The 17,247-nt window shown below is 66.1% G+C and carries 15 protein-coding genes and 1 tRNA gene; 6 read left to right on the plus strand and 10 right to left on the minus strand.

Annotated elements, in window-relative coordinates:
- Positions 1-90: 90 nt before the first annotated feature.
- The 3 genes from AAFF19_RS19005 to AAFF19_RS19015 form a co-directional block, all read right to left on the minus strand.
- On the minus strand, positions 91-324 hold the full coding sequence (locus AAFF19_RS19005; RefSeq protein WP_007853190.1) for a Fis family transcriptional regulator: 234 nt from the start codon (positions 322-324) through the stop codon (positions 91-93).
- Positions 321-1,367, minus strand: coding sequence for a tRNA dihydrouridine synthase DusB (dusB, locus tag AAFF19_RS19010; RefSeq protein ID WP_342720786.1), 1,047 nt, complete (start codon positions 1,365-1,367; stop codon positions 321-323). The genes AAFF19_RS19005 and dusB overlap by 4 nt, the downstream gene beginning before the upstream one ends.
- Positions 1,368-1,517: 150 nt before the next feature.
- Positions 1,518-2,105, minus strand: coding sequence for a D-Ala-D-Ala dipeptidase (locus AAFF19_RS19015; RefSeq protein WP_342720787.1), 588 nt, complete (start codon positions 2,103-2,105; stop codon positions 1,518-1,520).
- Between the two features lie 161 nt (positions 2,106-2,266).
- Between AAFF19_RS19015 and AAFF19_RS19020 the strand changes: the two genes are divergently transcribed.
- Positions 2,267-2,791 (plus strand): YqaA family protein, encoded by a 525-nt coding sequence (locus AAFF19_RS19020; protein ID WP_008905913.1) that lies wholly within the window; start codon positions 2,267-2,269, stop codon positions 2,789-2,791.
- Here the strand turns inward: AAFF19_RS19020 and AAFF19_RS19025 are convergent.
- The 7 genes from AAFF19_RS19025 to AAFF19_RS19055 form a co-directional block, all read right to left on the minus strand.
- Complete coding sequence (locus AAFF19_RS19025) at positions 2,766-4,418, minus strand: AAA family ATPase (protein ID WP_342720788.1); 1,653 nt, start codon at positions 4,416-4,418, stop codon at positions 2,766-2,768. The genes AAFF19_RS19020 and AAFF19_RS19025 overlap by 26 nt on opposite strands.
- Before the next feature lie 14 nt (positions 4,419-4,432).
- On the minus strand, positions 4,433-5,677 hold the full coding sequence (locus AAFF19_RS19030; protein ID WP_342720789.1) for an HlyD family efflux transporter periplasmic adaptor subunit: 1,245 nt from the start codon (positions 5,675-5,677) through the stop codon (positions 4,433-4,435).
- Positions 5,678-5,722: 45 nt separating this feature from the next.
- On the minus strand, positions 5,723-8,101 hold the full coding sequence (locus AAFF19_RS19035; protein ID WP_342720790.1) for an ABC transporter permease: 2,379 nt from the start codon (positions 8,099-8,101) through the stop codon (positions 5,723-5,725).
- Positions 8,102-8,168: 67 nt separating this feature from the next.
- Positions 8,169-8,915: an ABC transporter ATP-binding protein gene (locus AAFF19_RS19040; protein WP_342720791.1), complete on the minus strand. Its 747-nt coding sequence runs from the start codon at positions 8,913-8,915 to the stop codon at positions 8,169-8,171.
- Positions 8,916-9,155: 240 nt separating this feature from the next.
- Positions 9,156-10,064, minus strand: a complete 909-nt coding sequence (rarD, locus tag AAFF19_RS19045; RefSeq protein WP_182118814.1) for an EamA family transporter RarD — start codon at positions 10,062-10,064, stop codon at positions 9,156-9,158.
- A 135-nt stretch (positions 10,065-10,199) separates the two neighbouring features.
- Positions 10,200-11,294 carry a redox-regulated ATPase YchF gene (gene ychF, locus AAFF19_RS19050; RefSeq protein WP_342720792.1) on the minus strand — a complete coding sequence of 365 codons (1,095 nt, stop codon included), beginning with the start codon at positions 11,292-11,294 and terminating at the stop codon, positions 10,200-10,202.
- An 83-nt stretch (positions 11,295-11,377) separates the two neighbouring features.
- Entirely contained in the window at positions 11,378-12,247 is an 870-nt protein-coding gene (locus AAFF19_RS19055; RefSeq protein WP_182118815.1) for an MOSC N-terminal beta barrel domain-containing protein, read from the minus strand.
- A gap of 90 nt (positions 12,248-12,337) precedes the next feature.
- Here AAFF19_RS19055 and AAFF19_RS19060 point away from each other — a divergent pair, with 90 nt between their 5' ends.
- The 5 genes from AAFF19_RS19060 to AAFF19_RS19080 all read left to right on the plus strand — a co-directional run bounded on the left by AAFF19_RS19060 (position 12,338) and on the right by AAFF19_RS19080 (position 17,102).
- Positions 12,338-13,471 (plus strand): FAD-dependent monooxygenase, encoded by a 1,134-nt coding sequence (locus AAFF19_RS19060; protein WP_342720793.1) that lies wholly within the window; start codon positions 12,338-12,340, stop codon positions 13,469-13,471.
- Positions 13,472-13,524: 53 nt separating this feature from the next.
- Positions 13,525-14,250 carry a DsbC family protein gene (locus AAFF19_RS19065; protein ID WP_008905922.1) on the plus strand — a complete coding sequence of 242 codons (726 nt, stop codon included), beginning with the start codon at positions 13,525-13,527 and terminating at the stop codon, positions 14,248-14,250.
- An 82-nt stretch (positions 14,251-14,332) separates the two neighbouring features.
- Complete coding sequence (locus AAFF19_RS19070; RefSeq protein WP_342720794.1) at positions 14,333-16,147, plus strand: peptidase M61; 1,815 nt, start codon at positions 14,333-14,335, stop codon at positions 16,145-16,147.
- A gap of 73 nt (positions 16,148-16,220) precedes the next feature.
- Positions 16,221-17,000, plus strand: coding sequence for an enoyl-CoA hydratase (locus AAFF19_RS19075; protein ID WP_182118817.1), 780 nt, complete (start codon positions 16,221-16,223; stop codon positions 16,998-17,000).
- 25 nt (positions 17,001-17,025) lie between these two features.
- A tRNA-Met gene (locus AAFF19_RS19080) sits at positions 17,026-17,102 on the plus strand.
- The last annotated feature ends 145 nt before the right edge of the window (positions 17,103-17,247 follow it).

Raw genomic sequence — 17,247 nt, forward strand, 5'->3', positions numbered from 1 at the left:
TGGTGCGGAGGTTTTGAATAAAAACAGGCCCCAGCGCTTATCCATCAAGCGCTAGCAGCTATAAATTTAATAGTATTGAGCCCGCGGATGCTAGAGCAGCTTGTGCTCGACCAGCTTCTTGCGCAGGGTGTTGCGGTTCAGTCCCAGCCATTCGGCGGCACGCGACTGGTTGTTTTCGGCCTGCTGCATCACGACTTCCAGCAGCGGCCTTTCGACCACCCGCACCAGCATGTCGTACATGCCATCGGGCGTCTCGCCGCCCAGGTCGCGAAAGTAGCCCTGCAGGCTCTCGCGCACGCATTCTTCTATGTGTTTCTTGCTCATGCAGCCAATCCCTCTTGTTCTTCTGTGTCGGCATCCACGTCGGCGGCGGCGGGCAGCCGGTCCATCTGTTGCCCGAGGGCGTCCAGGTAATCGGCCACGGCCTGCCACTGCGTGGTGCAGTCGTCGATCGTATTGATGTGTGCCCGCAAGGCCTCGCCGCCCGGCAGCGCGCGCAGGTACCAGGCAATGTGCTTGCGCGCACTGCGCACGCCGGTCAGCTCGCCATACAGGCTGTAGTGGTCTTGCAGGTGGTCCAGCAGCAGGCGCCGCACCTCGGCCACCAGCGGTGGTGCCAGGTGTTCGCCCGTGGCCAGAAAGTGGCCGATCTCGCGGAAGATCCACGGCCGGCCCTGGGCAGCGCGGCCGATCATGATCGCGTCGGCGCCGGTGGCGGCCAGTACATCGCGCGCCTTCTCGGGCGAGGTGATGTCGCCGTTGGCCACCACGGGCACTTTCACCGCCGCCTTGACGGCTGCGATGGTGTCGTACTCCGCATGGCCCTTGTAGCCCTGCTCGCGCGTACGGCCGTGCACGGTCAGCATCTGGATGCCCACGGCCTCGAAGTGCCGCGCGAGCTGCACCGCGTTCTTGTGCTCCTGGCACCAGCCGGTGCGCATCTTCAGTGTGACGGGCACATTGAAACGCGCGCAGGCCTCGACCACCGCTGCAGCAATCTCCACCGCCAGCGCCTCGTTCTGCATCAGGGCGGAGCCCGCCCATTTGTTGCACACCTTCTTGGCCGGGCAGCCCATGTTGATGTCGATGATCTGCGCGCCGCGTTCCACGTTGTAGACCGCAGCCTCGGCCATCATCGGCGCATCGGTGCCGGCGATCTGCACGGCGATGGGCCCCGGCTCCCCTTCATGGTTGGCCCGGCGCGAGGTCTTGAGGCTGTTCCACAAATCCTTGCGCGAGGTCACCATCTCGCTCACCGCGTAGCCCGCGCCCAGCGCCTTGCACAGCTGGCGAAACGGCCGGTCGGTGACGCCCGCCATCGGGGCAACGAACAGGCGGTTCGCCAAAGGAATGTGGCCGATGTGCATGGGCGGGGTGAAAGGCGGGCGCAGCAGATGCTGAAAAAGGAGGCAGGATTGTACCTGCTCAAAATTTCAGCAGTTGAAATGATCTGCGCGCGTGCTGCAGGGGCTGCCCGCCCTGTCAGCCACCCTCAACGGCCAGTTTTTAACCCGGTGTCAGCGGGACGCAATGTCGGTCGCCGCCACTACAGGTGGCGTCGCGCCGCGCTGTGCGAAATGCCACCAGGCATCTTGCAGGTTGCGGAAATCGTGGCGCGCCATCAGTGTGGAAAGCCACTGGCGGTTGTACTGCACGTCGGGAGAGAAACCCTTGGCGCCCGGTTGGGCACCGGCCAGCGAAACGCCTGCCGGCGTGCCCATGTCCACATCATGACCATCGGCCAGAGGGCCACGCACCACTTTGCTGGCTTTCATGCCGTCCACGACGCGTACCTGTACCACCCAGGCTCCGCTGACCGCGTTGCACATGGCAGTCAGGGCCATGCCTTGCTGCTGCAACTCGTGGCCGATACGGCGCAATGCGGCGTCCGTGGTCGGGGTGCTCTGGCAGGGCGCCGAGTCCAGGCCGCGCACTGGCTGGCCCAACCCGGGAACCGTGTCGGTCGACGCAGCCGCCTGCACGCCGCTCAGACTTGCCGCCAACAATGCAACCACAGCGGCGCTGCAGCGTGCAGCGCGGGCAACCCGTGTACGGTGGGTGTGGAGTGTCTGCAGATTCGAACGGAGCTGGGTCTGTGATGGCATGGGGCCTCCCGTGGTTTGCGTTCAGGGGTCTTGTTGCTCCACGATACAAATGCGGGCTGCAGGCGCCCATGCGTGCATTGCGCACACCGATGTAGGACAGCTCCCTGAGCGGCCACAGCACAAGCCGGGCGGCCCTACACTCGCCGCCTATGGAAATCTGGATGCACCAGCTGCTGGAATGGCTCGCCCTGCCCCAATTCGGCCTGGGCACGGTCTTTATCGTGTCGTTTGTCTCGGCCACGCTGTTGCCAGTGGGCTCGGAGGCTGCGGTGTTTGGCCTGATCAAGCTCAACCCCGACCTTTTCTGGCCCGCCATTGGTGTTGCCACTCTGGGCAACACCCTGGGCGGCGGCGTGAGCTGGTGGATGGGCCTGGGTGCGCACCGCGCCTGGGATGCGGCACGGCGACACCGCCGTTTGAACCACCCCACCGGCACTGATGCAAAACCGGCGCGCGAGCTCAGCCGCACCGAGCGCCGCGCGCGCGTCTGGCTGCGCAAATGGGGGGCCAAGACCTGCCTGCTGAGCTGGCTGCCCGTGGTGGGCGACCCGCTGTGCGCCGTGGCAGGCTGGCTGCATCTGCCGTTTTGGCCCTGCCTGGCCTACATGGCGGTGGGCAAGTTCTTTCGCTACCTCGTCATGACCACCGTGCTGCTGCACTTCATGCCGGGGCAACTGGCGATGTAGCCGACATGCTGCCATCGGCGCACGGCAGCAGCACATTCCAGTTCACCGGCCGGGTGGTGTCCACATGCACCGTCAGCGCCTCTTCGGCGGGCAAGAGCGGCTGGGCCGCAGCCCATTGCGACTCCAGCACCTGCACCGAGGCTTCCGATGCATCGCCACCCGCCAGCTGGCGGCTGCGCACCCGCTCGCGCAGCACCGCCAGGGGCGCCTCGAACGACAGGATGCGGCATGGCACCTGCGCCTGCGCCGCCAGTGCCATGAAGCGCTGGCGCATGGCGGGGTTCAGGAACGTGGCGTCCACCAGCACGGTGAAGCCCGCCTCCAGGGCACGACGGGCTGCCTGCGCCAGGGCTTCGTGGGTGCGCTCTGAGGCCTCGGCCGTGTAGATGCCGCCCGGCACGGCCGCGCTCGATGCCTGCGGCGCCAGGCCAAACAGCCGCTTGCGTTCCACATCGGCGCGCACGCGCACCACACCGCGCTCGGCGATCAGCGCTTGCGACTGCGTGCTCTTGCCCGCGCCGGAGAACCCGTGCGCCAGCCACAGTTCGACCGCCCGGGGCGCGGTGAAGCGCAGCGCCAGCGCCAGATAGCGCTGCAGCTCCCGCAGGCTGGCCGCGTGCGCGTCGCCACCCACCGCGCCCTTCACCCCGCTCTCCACCTGCGTGAGCCGCATGCCCGCCACGCGGGCGCGCACCAGGGCCCGGTACACGCGGTAGTACGGCAACACCTGCAGGCCCGCGTAGTCGCCGGTGTGCTCCAGCCAGGCGTTCAGAAAGCGCCAGGCCAGGTCGGCGCGTCCGCGGGCTTCCAGGTCCATGGCCAGAAAGGCGATGTCAGCCACGCAATCGATCCAGCGCAGCGCCGGGTTGAACTCGATCGCGTCGAAGAGCTGCGGCTGTCCATCGATCAGCACCAGATTGGCCAAATGCAGGTCGCCGTGGCATTCGCGCACGCGCCCGGACTGCAGGCGCTGCGCAAACACCGGCCCCAGCGCGGTGCCTTGCGCGCCACACCACTGCGCCAGCTGCTGCAGCCCGGGGCCCCTGTCGGGCGCCCATTGCGCCACCAGCGGCTGCAGCGCCGCCAGGCAATCCTGCACCGGCGCCACCACGGCCTGCGCCGTGCCCCAGCCCTGACCGGCAGTGGCCACCGCCGCGCCGGCATGGAACTGCGCGACCTGCTGCGCCAGGGCGTCGATGTGGCCGGGCAGCAGGCGCTGCTGCTCCAGCAGGTGGCTCAGCAGCGCCTCCTGCGCAAAGCGGCGCATGCGCACGGCGGGCTCCGCGTCGGCCGGGGCCATTTCGGCGGGCTGCAACTGTAGACAGCCCGCCTGGCCGCTCAGCGCCACCAGCCCCAGGTACAGCGCCGGCGCGGTGCGGCGGTTGATGCGCAGCTCTTCCTCGCAGGCGGCGCGCCGCAACGCGGGGGTGCTGAAGTCCAGGAAATCCAGCTTCAGCGGCTTCTTGAACTTGTAGACAAAGTCACCCGCCAGCAGCAGCCAGGAGATATGGGTTTCGATCCACTCGACAGCGCCGACCGGATGGTCAAAGGCCTCGGGGCTGCGCTGCAACTGGCGCAGGCGCTGCTCGGCGGCGGCATAGGCTTCAACCAGGGATTCAGGGGCCATGGGCCAACACTCCGTCAGGGGGTGCGCACCTTGACCCGGGCACCGTCGGTCAGCGCAGCGGGCGGGTACACCACCACCTGCGCGCCCGCTTGCAGCCCCTCTTTCACCCAGGCGTGGGTGCTACCACGCGCCTCCAGCACCACCGGCGTGCGCCGTGCCCGGCCACCCTCGACCACAAACACGGCCATGCGCGGCGCGGCAGCTTCCGCCATGGGGGCCGATGCGGCGCCGTCGCTGACAGGCAGCGGGAACAGCGCGCTCACCGACACCAGCGTGGCGTCCGGCGCCTCGCGGGTGAGCACACGCGCCACCACGCGGTAGCCGTCGCCCAGTGCGGCCCACTGCGCGGGCGGGCTGGTCAGGTCAATCAGCACGTTGACCCGCTGCTCTTCCACGCCCAACGCCGACACCTTGGTGAACGCGACCGGCTCCACGCTGCGCACGCGCCCCTGCAGCACGCCCGGCCCACCCCAGCGCTCGATGCGCACGGGGCTGCCCGGGCGCACCTGCAGCGCATCGGTGGACAGCAGCGGCGCCACCACTTCAAGCTGCGCGGTGTCGCCCACCTCCACCAGCACGGTGCCCAGCGCCACCACACTTTCGCTGACCTGCGCCACGCGCAGCACACGGCCGGTGACGGGGGCCAGCACCTCGAAGGCCTTGCCAGCGGGTGCGCTGCCGGGGCGCTGCACCACGTCGAGCGCAGCGCGGGCCTGGGCCAGATCGGCGCGGGCCACCTGCTGGTCCTGCACCGCGGCGTCGGTGTCTTTTTCGGCCGCCTGCAAGGCCAGGCGCTCGGCATCAAGCCGCGTGGGGGACACAAAGCCCTGCCGGGCCAGCTGTTCGCTGCGCTGCAGGTCGTTGCGCGCCTGGGCCTGCGCCACCCGGCTGCGCTCGATGCGCACGGAGGCGCGCTGCACATTGGCCTGGGCGGCCGTGACGCGGGCCTGCTGCTCGCGCAGGCTGCGCTCATCCAGCAGGGCCGGCATGGCGGGGGTGATGCGCGCCACCACGTCGCCCGCCTGCACCGCATCGCCCTCGCGCAGCGCAATGCGCGCCAGCCGCCCGGCCAGGGGGGCCGAGATGCTGTAGCGGTCGCGCAGGCGGGTCTTCGCGTCTTCATCGATGCCCGCCTCGAAGCGCCCCTGCACCACGCCAGCCGCCTCCACCGGCAGCGGCCGGGGCGCAAACGCCCACACCAGCAGTGCACCCAGCACCACCAGCGCACCCCCAGCCAGCATCAACGTTTTCTTTTGCATTGCCATATCCCTGTTGCTTGCATTGTTCGCCTTGTTCGCCGCCGCCTATTCGCGCGTCTTGAGCGCTCCCACCATGTCCAGCCGGTCGATCTGCCGGCGCACCACCAGGGCGCTGGCCAGGCCGGCCGCCACCACGCACAACCCTGCCCAGGCATAGGTGCGCGCACTGATGACCACCGGAAACAGAAACTGGTCGTTCTTGAGCAGTTCCACCAACAGGTGCACCAGCCCCCAGCCCATGCACATGCCCAGCGGCAGCGCCAGCGCGATGCCGATCGCCAGTTCACCCAGCAGCAGCGCCGACACCTCGCCCCGTGTGAAGCCCAGCACCCGCAGGCTCGCCAACTCCCAGGTGCGCTCGGCCAGTGCAATGCGGGCATTGTTGTAGACCACGCCCACCGCGATCACGGCCGCGAACAGCGTGAGGATGGTGCTCATGATGCGCACATTGCGCGCGCTCACATCCTGCATGTTGCGCAGCAACGTGGCCTTGCTGAAGGCGCCCGCCACCACCGGCAGGGCCTTGGAGGCTTCCAGAAAGCGTGCCTCCGAGCCGGGCTCCAGCGCCACGTCAAACTGCGAGGCCACATCGCCCTCTTGCAGCCAGCGGTTGAGCACATCGCGCTGCACATAGGCGTTCAGCCCCATCATTTCGCGCACCGTAGCCTGCACCGGCAGCTGCAGCGTGCGCTGGCGGCCCTCCAGCACCTCCACACGCACCTGGTCGCCCACGCGCACGCCAAGCTTGTCGGCCAGGCGGTCGGTCAGCAGCAGACCGGCGTCAGGCACGGGGCTTTGCCGGCCATCCACGTCGATGACGCGCAGCAGCTGCGCGCCTGGCGCCACGCCCTGCAGCCCCACGCGCTCGCTGCGGTGGCCGTGGGCCATGCGCACCGCCACGCTGCGCGCGGGCTCCACGCCCGTCACCCCCGGCAGGCGCGCCAGCTGCAGGCGGGCCAGGGCATCCACCGGCTCGGCCATCCACACCTTCACATCGCTGCGCATGGCCAGGTGGAAGGTGGTGTCCACGATATGGTCGATCGCATCGCGAAAGAAATTGCCCATGACCACGATGGCCACCGCCGCCGCCGTGCCGCCAATGGTGAGTGTGGTGCGCAGCGGCTTGCGCTCCATGTTGCGCAGGATCATGCGCAGCCCGGCCGGAATGGGGCGCACGCCCAGGCGCTCCAGCACCGTGCGGCGGTACTGGCCCGGGGCCGGAGGGCGCATGGCCTCGGCCGGGGCCAGGCGCACGGTGGCCCCGATGGCGCTGAGCGTGCCCAGCAGTGCGGTGCCGCCCGTCACCCCGGCACCCACCAGCACCAGCCAGGGCGCGATGCGGTGCTCGAACACCGGGAAAAAGAAGAACTCGGCGTACAGGCCGGTCAGCATCGTGCCCAGCCAGTTGCCCAGCGCCACCCCCAGTGCCAGCCCCAGCACCACGATCACGGACACCAGCTTGAGGTAATGCCCGGCGATGGCCGCATTGGCATAGCCCAGCGCCTTGAGCGCAGCAATCTGCTCGCGCTGCGTGGCCACGAGGCGCGAAAGCACCACATGCAGCAAGAAGGCCGCCACGGCCAGAAAGATGGCGGGCAGCAGCGTGCCCATCACGCGCTGCTCCTTGATCTCGTTGTCGAGCATGGCGTGCGATGCCTGGTCATCCCTGCCCCGGGCGTCGCGACCGCCGTAGGGTGCCAGCAGGCGCGAGAGGCCATCGAGCACGGCAGGTTCTGACGCCTGCGGCGCCAGCTTGACGGCCACGCGGTTGAACGCGCCCTGCATGTCGTAGGCCGCGGCCAATGCCTCGCGGTCCACCCAGAACACGCCAAAGCCGCGAAGGTCGGGCATGCCCGCCATGCCCGCAAAGATGTATTCGGGCGACAGCGCCGTACCCACGATGCGCAGCGTGCGGCGCTTGCCGTTGACCAGCGCCGTCAGCTCGTCGCCGGGGTGCAGGCCGCGCACGCGGGCAAAGCCTTCGGACACCAGCGCATCGATGGCGCTGTCGCTGCGGCCCTGCCCCGCGCCGGGCGGGGCCAGGGCGCGCCCGCTGCGCACCGTGACCTGGTTCATGCGCGGCGGCTGGCGCAGGTCCACGCCAATGAGCTGGCCGATGATGGGATCGACCAGCCCGGCGATCTCCACGCGCACCACCTGCTCCACCGTCACCTGCACATCGGCCACGCCAGGCACGCCGCGCAGCACCTCGGCCAGCGCCAGCGGCGCGCGCTTGACGCCGGCAAACGCATCGGCAAAGTGACCCTGGGCATAAAACTGGTCGCGCGCCAGCGCCAGCGAATCCACCGCCGACAAGGTGGTGATGAAGCCCCCCAGGCCGCTGGCCACCACCAGCGCGATGGTGAGCGCCTGGCTCCACATGCGGCGCAGGTCGCGCAGCAGTTTGCGGTCGAGGGTTTTCATCCGTTTTTGCCGCGGTGGATCTGCGAATCCCCAACAGCGGACGCGCGTGCGGGCGATTTTTGGCGCGTCACCACGACAGCTCCGAAGGCGAGAGCCGGTGTGCGTTGCGCTCGATGCGTGCGATGGTGCCGTCCACCAGATAGACCACCCGGTCGGCCATGGCGGCGATGGCGGCGTTGTGCGTGATGACCACCGCCGTGGTGCCCAGCTCGGCGTTGATGCGGGCGATCACCTCCAGCACCATCTTGCCGGTCTGGTAATCCAGCGCGCCCGTGGGCTCGTCGCACAGCAGCACATCGGGGCGCTTGACGATGGCGCGTGCAATCGCCACGCGCTGCTGCTCACCGCCCGACAGCTGCGCCGGAAAATGGTGCTGCCGCGGCGTCAGGCCCACCAGGCCAATCGCCTCGTCGATAGGCATGGGGTGCGGTGCGATGTCGGTGACCAGCGCCACGTTTTCGCGCACCGTCAGGCTGGGGATCAGGTTGTAGAACTGAAAGACAAAACCCACATGCTCGCGGCGGTAGGTGGTGAGCTCGCTCTCGCTGGCGCCACTGAGGGCGTGGTCGGCAAAACGCACCTCGCCACTGGTGGGCACATCCAGCCCACCCAGGATGTTGAGAAGCGTGGACTTGCCGCTGCCCGAGGCGCCCAGCAGCACCACGAACTCGCCGCGCACGATGTCGAGATTGACACCGTGCAGCGCGCGCACCTGCACCTCCCCGGTCTGGTAGGTTTTGCAAAGATCGCGTGCATGGAACACCACGTCGGCAGCGGGCAGGGCCGGGGGGTGAGCAACAAGGGCTTCGGGCATCGGAGGCAGCGCAGTGCGCCGGGCGTGAGAACGACGTCAACCAGTGTGGGCGCAGCTTGATGCATGTCAACTGTGCTGGATCAAGCAAAACGCACAAAGGGCCGTCGCGGGCACGCCGGGATTGCAGCTGGCCGAAACGCATCCGCCTCCGTAGCCGGTACCCCGGCCAAGAAACGCTACTGAAAACATAGCTGTCAGCGCTTTACCCATAAGCGCCAGATGCCATTTCGACTGGTATTTTCAGCCCCGACTACCCCCGCCAAGCCGCACTGAGGCGCTGGCGCCGCCCCGGTGCGCCCACCACCCCTCCACGCTGTACACCAGCAGAGCCGTCCAGATCAGTACAAAGCCCACCAGGCGTGCTGGCTCGAAGGGTTCGCGGAACAGCCAGACCCCCAACGCAAATTGCAGACTGGGCGAGATGTACTGGAGGATGCCCATGGTGGCCAAAGGAATCCGGCGCGCACCCGCGGCAAACAGCAGAAGGGGCACCGCCGTCAGGGGGCCAGCCACCAGCAGCCAGCCCACGGTGGCGGCATCCCCGTGCACCAGCGCACCCTGCCCCTGCGACGCCCAGACACCCAGGGCCACCACCGCCACCGGCGCCAGCACCAGGGTCTCCAGCGCCAAGCCTTCCAGCGCCCCCAGCGTGGCCACCTTGCGCAGCAGGCCGTAAAAGCCAAAGCTCAGTGCCAGCACCAGCGCAATCCAGGGCACGCGGCCGGTCTGCACCGCCAGCCACAGCACGCCCGACGCTGCCACCGCCACGGCCAGCCACTGCCCGGGGCGCGGCCGTTCGTGCAGAAACACAAAACCCAGCGCCACATTCACCAGCGGCAGGATGAAATACCCCAGGCTGGCGTCCACCACGTGCTGGTTCTGCACCGCCCAGACATAGGTGAGCCAGTTGCCCGATAGCAGCAGCGCCGACACCACAAATGCCCCCAGCACCCTGGGCTGACCCCACAGCGCGCGCATCCAGCCCCACTGGCTGCGCACCGCCAGCACCGCGAACACAAACACCAGCGACCACACGGTGCGGTGGGCCACCACCTCCAGCGCGGGCACCTGGACCACCTGTCGGAAATACAGCGGGAACAGGCCCCAAGCCATGTAGGCAAGGGCTGCATAGACGATTCCTGGGTTCATAGCGTGAAAAGTAGAGCGCAACCGGCCATGCGGGTAGCGCGGCCTGGGACACGACGGCAGAAAAAATCCCTGCAGCGCGAGGCGGTGCAGGGATGGAGGGCGAATGCACGGGCGAGGGGCAAGGCCCCCACCGGGTCAGACGTTGAACAGGAAGTTCAGCACATCTCCGTCTTTCACCACGTATTCCTTGCCTTCAGCACGCATTTTGCCGGCATCCTTCGCGCCCTGCTCGCCCTTGTAGGCAATGAAATCGTCGAACGCAATGGTCTGCGCGCGGATGAAACCGCGTTCAAAGTCACCGTGGATCACGCCAGCGGCCTGGGGCGCAGTGTCCCCGATGTGGATGGTCCAGGCGCGCACTTCCTTCACGCCGGCGGTGAAGTAGGTCTGCAAGCCCAGCAGCTTGAAGGCACCCCGGATCAGGCGGGCCAAGCCCGGTTCGGTCTGACCCATCTCGGCCAGGAACATGTCGCGGTCTTCGTCGCTCATCTCGGCCATTTCGGCTTCCATCTTGGCGCAAATCGCTACCACAGGGGCGTTCTGGCTGGCGGCGTATTCCCTCAGGCGATCCAGGAAAGGGTTGTTCTCGAAACCGTCTTCGCTCACATTGCCGACAAACATGGCCGGTTTGGCGGTGATCAGGCACAGGGACTTGAGCAGGGGCTGCTCCTCCTTGGTGACTTCCACGGAGCGGGCAGGCTTACCTTCGTTCAGCGCGGCCTGGATGCGCGTCAGCAACGCCACAAGTTTGGCCGCGTCCTTGTCGTTGCCGGATTTGGCGGCCTTGGTGTAGCGATTGAGCGCCTTCTCGACGGTACCCATGTCGGCCAGGCACAGTTCGGTCTGAATGACCTCGATATCGGAGATCGGGTCTACCTTGCCCGCAACGTGGATCACGTTGTCGTCTTCAAAGCAGCGCACCACGTTGACGATGGCGTCGGTTTCACGGATGTGGGCCAGAAACTGGTTGCCCAGGCCTTCGCCCTGGCTGGCACCGGCCACCAGGCCGGCAATGTCCACAAACTCGACGATGGCAGGCACGATGCGCTCTGGCGAGATGATCTCGGCGAGTTGCTGCAGGCGCGGGTCGGGCACTTCCACCACGCCCACATTGGGCTCGATGGTGCAGAAAGGGTAGTTCTCGGCGGCAATGCCAGCCTTGGTCAGCGCGTTGAAGAGGGTGGACTTGCCGACGTTGGGCAGGCCCACGATGCCGCATTGGAGGCTCATGGCAGGGCTTTCTAGGGTTCTGGAGACAAACCGCCGATTTTACGGGCCTGCCACCGCTCCCTTTGCTCAGCAGTCACGCGCCCTCATTCGAAGCGCAGATTGGCAGCCACCCGCTGCCCCACGCGCAGCACCTGGCCAGCCCCCTGGCGCACGATGGCATTCATCCCGAAGGTGATGGCGCCGTCAAGCCGCTTGTCCTTGCGGTAGCTGCGCAGCGTGTCACCCACCTCAGGGCTGGCCTCGGCAGTTGCCGGGTCGATGTCGGGAATGGGGCAGCGCCCGCAGGGCTTTACGGGTTGCAGGTGAACCTCTTGCTCCGGGCTGTCGACCCGCAGCAGATCCATGCGGTCTTCGTCGTGCGCGTCCAGCCCCGCCAGCACCACGTTGGGCCGAAACCGATCAATGCCCACCGCCGCGTGGCCGCCCGCCTCCAGGCGCGCATTGAGCTGCGCCATCGAGGCCTCGCTGGCAATCAGCACCGGGAAGCCATCAGAAAACTGGTTGGGCGCCTCGATGCCCCCGGTCCATTGCATGCTCGACAGGCGTCGGTGTTCGGGGTCAAAACGCACCATCCGGCAGGGCTGCCCCAGAAAGTCGGTGAACCACTGCGCAGCGACAGCCCCCATGTCCCATGCGGGCACGGTGTCGCGCCACACGGTCACCGTGGCGGGCGCCTCGACGGCATCGATGGCCACATGCAACGCCAACATGCCGGGTGCGCGAAGCACCATTTCGTCGCGCTTGAGCTGGGGCCGCACCAGTGCCATGCGCGGCAGCGAGCGCTGGGTCAGGAACTTGCCTTCGGCGTCCACCACCATCCAGGCGCGGTCCAGATCGAGCCCGGTTTCAGTGAGCAGAGCTTCCTGCACCTCAATGCCCGCACACGATTTGACCGGATACACAAACAGGCGCGCGATGGTGCCAAACACGTCGGAATCAGGATGAAAGCTCACGCGATAAGGCTCCTCAAAGAAAGACCGGTAATTGGCGAGGCCGATTTTGCACTGCGCTGACGGCCCCAAGCCCCCTCCTACAATGCCGCCATGGCCCAAACCTTTGACATCTGTATCCGCGGCGCCGGTATCGTAGGAACGACTCTGGCACTGCTGATGGCCCGCGAACGCCTGAAAGTAGCCCTGTTGCCGGCCCCTGGCCCCAAGCCCGCTGCATCGGCCGATGTGCGTGCCTACGCAATGAACGCAGCGTCAAGGCAACTGCTCGAATCGCTTCGCAGTTGGCCCGACGCGGCACATGCCACCCCCGTGAAATCCATGCAGGTTCAGGGCGACCAGGGAGGCGCTGTCCGGTTTGATGCGGCCGCCCAGGGGGTAGAGGCGCTGGCCTGGATCGTCGATGTGCCAGCCCTGGAGGCACGGCTCAGGGAAGCTGTGCGTTACCAGCCGCAGGTGGAAATGGTGGATGCCCCCGTTTCGGCAGCGCTGACCGTGGTGTGCGAGGGCCGCACGAGCAGCACCCGCGATGAATTTGGCGTGAATTTTCAGGTCACCCCGTATGGGCAGCACGCCATCGCCACCCGCCTGCACTGCGAACACCCCCACGGGCAGACGGCGCGGCAGTGGTTCTCACCCGAGGGGATCCTGGCCTTTTTGCCGCTTGGCGACGCCGGCGGGAACTCTGTGGCGGTGGTGTGGTCCGTTCCGCAGGAGCAGGTCGCGCCGCTTGTGGCCTTGTCCCCCGAAGAATTTGCGCAAAAGCTCCAATTGGCCAGCCAGGATACGCTGGGGACACTTGAACTGACGGCGCCGCGCGCAGCCTGGCCGCTGCAGATTGCATTGGCCGACCGTTGGTGCGGCCCCCTGGCGGAAAACGGCAGAAACCCGCGCAGCTGGGTGTTGGCGGGGGACGCTGCACACAACGTGCATCCGCTGGCGGGTCAGGGACTCAATCTGGGGCTGGCCGATGCCCAGGCCCTGGCGGCCGCCCTGCATGGCCGCGACTATTGGCGCAGGGTGTCGGATCTGCGGCTGCTGCGACGCTATGAACGCGAACGCAAGGCGGCCCTGGCTCCGATGGGCTGGGCAACCGATGGCCTGCAGCAGCTTTTCTCGCGCCCCGAGGCGCCACTGCAGGCATTGCGCAATTGGGGGATGAAGGGCTTTGAATGGAGCGGCCCTCTGAAAAACTTCGTGGCCCGCCAGGCCATGGGAATACATTGACCACACCGTCGGCCGACTTGGCAAGGCCGCAAGATTGCTTGAACGAGAACACCATGAAACTGATTCCGGGCCTCATCGCTGCTGCCGCGCTTGCGACCAGTCTTGCCACCTTTGCGCAAGAGGCTGACATCCGCAAGGCGCTTGCCGAACGCATCCCGCAGATGGACAAGATCGATGAGGTGCGCCCGACGCCCATGAAGGGTCTCTACGAGGTGCGAATCGGCACTGATCTCTTCTACACGGATGCCAAGGGCAACTATGTGATCCAGGGCGAGCTGATCGACACCAAGATGCGCCGGAACCTGACGGAAGATCGCATCGCCAAACTGACCGCTGTCGAGTTCTCCGAGCTGCCGTTGAAAGACGCCTTCACCATTGTGCGCGGTGATGGAAAGCGCAAGGTGGCCGTGTTTGAGGACCCCAACTGCGGCTACTGCAAGCGCTTTGAGCGCGACATGCAGAACGTTGACAACGTGACGGTGTACCTGTTCCTCTACCCCATCCTCAGCCCCGACTCTGCGGAAAAATCCCGCAATATCTGGTGCGCCAAGGACCAGGTGGCGGCTTGGCAGGATCTCATGGTGCGCGACAAACCGGTGCCAGCCGCCAGCTGCGACACCAGCGCCCTCCAGCGCAATCTGGCGTTCGGGCGCAAACACAAGATCACCGGTACCCCCACGCTGATTTTTGCCAATGGCACACGTGTACCGGGCGCCATTGGCGCCCGGGAAGTCGAAAAACGCCTGGCAGAAGCCAGCGGCGAAACCGCATCCAACTGACCTAACCCCCCGGCTTGCCCACAGTCCGGCCCGGTGCCGCACCACCTGCCGGCCCCGCAAGCTGCCTTTGCTGCAGCCGTCCATGCCCTCACCCCGCAAAGAAGTACCCGCCGACATCCACTATCGTGTTGAACCGTCGGACCTGCACGCCCACATCTTTCGCGTCACATTGACCATTGCCCGCCCGGCCGCGCAGCAGGAAGTGGCGTTGCCTGTCTGGATTCCGGGGAGCTATCTGGTGCGGGAGTTTTCCAAGAACCTGCAAGGTCTGGAGGCCCGGCAGGGGAAGCAGCCCGTCAAGCTTACGCAGTGTGACAAGCACCGGTGGCAAGCCGACTGCGACACGCGCAAACCGCTGGTTTTGTCCTATGCGGTCTGCGCCTACGACACGTCGGTACGCACGGCCTGGCTTGACGCGTCACGCGGCTTTTTCAACGGCACCAGTCTGTGCCTGCGCGTTGAAGGACAGGAAAAACGCAAGCACACGCTCGACATTGCCAGCACTACCGCCACCGCCGGTTGGTCTGTCGCTACAGGGCTCTCGCCCCTCAAGACCGACAAAAAAGGTTTTGGTCTGTACGCTGCAGCGACCTACGACGAGCTGGTGGACTGCCCGGTGGAGATGGGCTCGTTCTGGATCGGCAGGTTTACAGCCTGCGGTGTACCCCACCGCTTCGTGGTGGCCGGAGCCGCGCCTTCTTTCGATGGCAAGCGATTACTGGAAGACACCCGCAAGATTTGCGAGACCGCGATCCGCTTCTGGCACGGTGATGGCGACAAGCCACCCTTCAAGAACTACCTGTTCATGCTCAATGCAGTGGGCGACGGGTACGGCGGGCTGGAGCACCGCAACTCCACGGCACTCATCTGCGGCCGGCGTGACCTGCCGCGCAGCGGGGAGGCCCGCCCGCAGGAGGGCTATACAACCCTTTTGGGGCTGATCAGCCACGAGTATTTCCACACCTGGAACGTCAAGCGGCTGCGGCCGTCGGAGTTCGCAGAATATGACTACACGCGCGAGAACTACACCGCGATGCTGTGGTTCTTCGAGGGGTTCACCAGTTATTACGACGATCTGCTGCTGCGGCGCGCGGGGCTGATTGACGATGCGGCTTATCTGAAACTCATCACGAAGACCGTGAACCAGGTGCTGCAAACCCCAGGCAGAGCCGTACAGACGGTGGCGCAAGCCAGTTTCGACGCCTGGGTGAAGTACTACCGCCAGGACGAAAACACCCCCAACGCCACAGTCAGCTACTACACGAAGGGCTCGCTCGTGGCACTGTGTCTGGACTTGGCGCTCCGCCGGGAGGGGCGCACCACGCTCGACGATGTGATGCGCGCACTCTGGCAGCGCAGCGCGGGTGGTCCGATGAGCGAAGCAGACCTGCGCACAGTGCTCAAGGATCTTGCGGGCCGCGCGTTGGATGAGGAACTAGACCACTGGGTGCACAGTACGGCAGAGCTCCCGCTTGCGGAGCTGCTCGCAGCCCAAGGCGTCGCGCTGAAGGACGAAAAACCGCAACTGGCCCAGCAGCTGGGTCTGCGCGTGGCGGAGAACCATAGCGTGCACATCAAGACCGTCTTGCGGGGCAGTGCCGCCGAGCGGGCTGGCATGAACGCTGGCGACGAATGGCTGGGCGTGGAGGTGCAAGGGCAAGGCTGGCGGATCACCAAGCTCGACGATGTTTCCTTCTATACCGGCAGCCACACCAGCCTTGAGGCGCTGGTGGCTCGCGACGGCCGACTGCTGCGGCTGCCGGTGCAGCTCCCTGGCTTGCCGCCAGACACTACCTCCACCAAAGGCCGTCGCCACACGGGCACATCCCTTGCGGCTGCAGACACCGTCAGCCTGGGAATTTCGGATGCCGCTGCGCTCAAGCGCTGGCTCGGCTGACACGTGCGAAGCCCGACAGGGTTGGGTATATTCCCCGGGCAGTCATCACCAACCAAACCCCCCAGGAGATTTCATGGCTTACGAAACCATCGAGGTCCGCGTTGAAGCGGACAAGGTCGGCATCATCACGCTGAACCGGCCCAAGCAGCTGAACGCGCTCAACGATCAACTCATGAATGAACTGGGCACTGCCCTGCAGGCCTTCGACGCCGACGAAAAAATCGGCTGCATGATCATCACAGGTAGCGAAAAGGCCTTTGCAGCGGGTGCGGACATTGGCGCCATGGCCAAGTACAGCTTTGCCGATACCTACAAGGGCGACTACATCACCCGCAACTGGGAGGCGATCCGTTCCATCCGCAAACCCGTTATCGCCGCTGTGAGTGGTTTTGCACTGGGCGGAGGCTGCGAGTTGGCCATGATGTGCGACTTCATCATTGCGGCTGACAACGCGAGGTTCGGCCAGCCCGAGATCAAACTCGGCGTGATCCCCGGCGCGGGCGGCACGCAGCGCCTGCCGCGCGCCGTGGGCAAGTCCAAAGCCATGGACATGGCCTTGACAGCCCGCATGATGGATGCGGTCGAAGCGGAGCGTTCCGGACTGGTCAGCCGCGTGGTGCCATACGAGAAACTGATGGACGAGGCGCTGGGCGCCGCCATCATCATCGCCGGGTTCTCGCAGATTGCCGTGATGGCTGCCAAGGAATCGGTCAATCGCGCCTTCGAGGGCAGCCTGTCAGACGGTGTGATGTTTGAGCGCCGCCTCTTTCACGCCCTGTTCTCCACCCAGGACCAGAAGGAAGGCATGGACGCGTTCATGAACAAGCGCGCAGCGAACTTCACACACCAATAATTTTTGTTCTATAATATGGGGCTTCGGTCGTATAGCTCAGTTGGTTAGAGCGCAGCATTCATAATGCTGATGTCGGTGGTTCAAGTCCACCTACGACCACCAAATCCAAACCCACAGTGTGGCAACACACTGTGGGTTTTTCTTTGGAGCCATGCGCTCCTGGGCCCATGTGTTTCAACATGCCCAGGCAGATGCCTGCCCGTTTGAGGGATTTGCGCGCCCCCAATTTCGGGTACGCCCTAGAATT

Source organism: Acidovorax sp. FHTAMBA, assembly GCF_038958875.1.
Classification (GTDB): Bacteria; Pseudomonadota; Gammaproteobacteria; order Burkholderiales; family Burkholderiaceae_C; genus Acidovorax.

Coding starts and splice junctions, on each gene's coding strand:
- AAFF19_RS19030 (WP_342720789.1), bottom strand. CDS start 5,677: ATGCAAAAGAAAACGTTGATGCTGGCTGGGGGTGCGCTGGTGGTGCTG.
- AAFF19_RS19070 (WP_342720794.1), top strand. CDS start 14,333: ATGCCCTCACCCCGCAAAGAAGTACCCGCCGACATCCACTATCGTGTT.
- AAFF19_RS19060 (WP_342720793.1), top strand. CDS start 12,338: ATGGCCCAAACCTTTGACATCTGTATCCGCGGCGCCGGTATCGTAGGA.
- AAFF19_RS19015 (WP_342720787.1), bottom strand. CDS start 2,105: ATGCCATCACAGACCCAGCTCCGTTCGAATCTGCAGACACTCCACACC.
- ychF (WP_342720792.1), bottom strand. CDS start 11,294: ATGAGCCTCCAATGCGGCATCGTGGGCCTGCCCAACGTCGGCAAGTCC.
- AAFF19_RS19025 (WP_342720788.1), bottom strand. CDS start 4,418: ATGGCCCCTGAATCCCTGGTTGAAGCCTATGCCGCCGCCGAGCAGCGC.
- AAFF19_RS19065 (WP_008905922.1), top strand. CDS start 13,525: ATGAAACTGATTCCGGGCCTCATCGCTGCTGCCGCGCTTGCGACCAGT.
- dusB (WP_342720786.1), bottom strand. CDS start 1,367: ATGCACATCGGCCACATTCCTTTGGCGAACCGCCTGTTCGTTGCCCCG.
- AAFF19_RS19020 (WP_008905913.1), top strand. CDS start 2,267: ATGCACCAGCTGCTGGAATGGCTCGCCCTGCCCCAATTCGGCCTGGGC.
- AAFF19_RS19035 (WP_342720790.1), bottom strand. CDS start 8,101: ATGAAAACCCTCGACCGCAAACTGCTGCGCGACCTGCGCCGCATGTGG.
- AAFF19_RS19040 (WP_342720791.1), bottom strand. CDS start 8,915: ATGCCCGAAGCCCTTGTTGCTCACCCCCCGGCCCTGCCCGCTGCCGAC.
- AAFF19_RS19005 (WP_007853190.1), bottom strand. CDS start 324: ATGAGCAAGAAACACATAGAAGAATGCGTGCGCGAGAGCCTGCAGGGC.
- AAFF19_RS19075 (WP_182118817.1), top strand. CDS start 16,221: ATGGCTTACGAAACCATCGAGGTCCGCGTTGAAGCGGACAAGGTCGGC.
- rarD (WP_182118814.1), bottom strand. CDS start 10,064: ATGAACCCAGGAATCGTCTATGCAGCCCTTGCCTACATGGCTTGGGGC.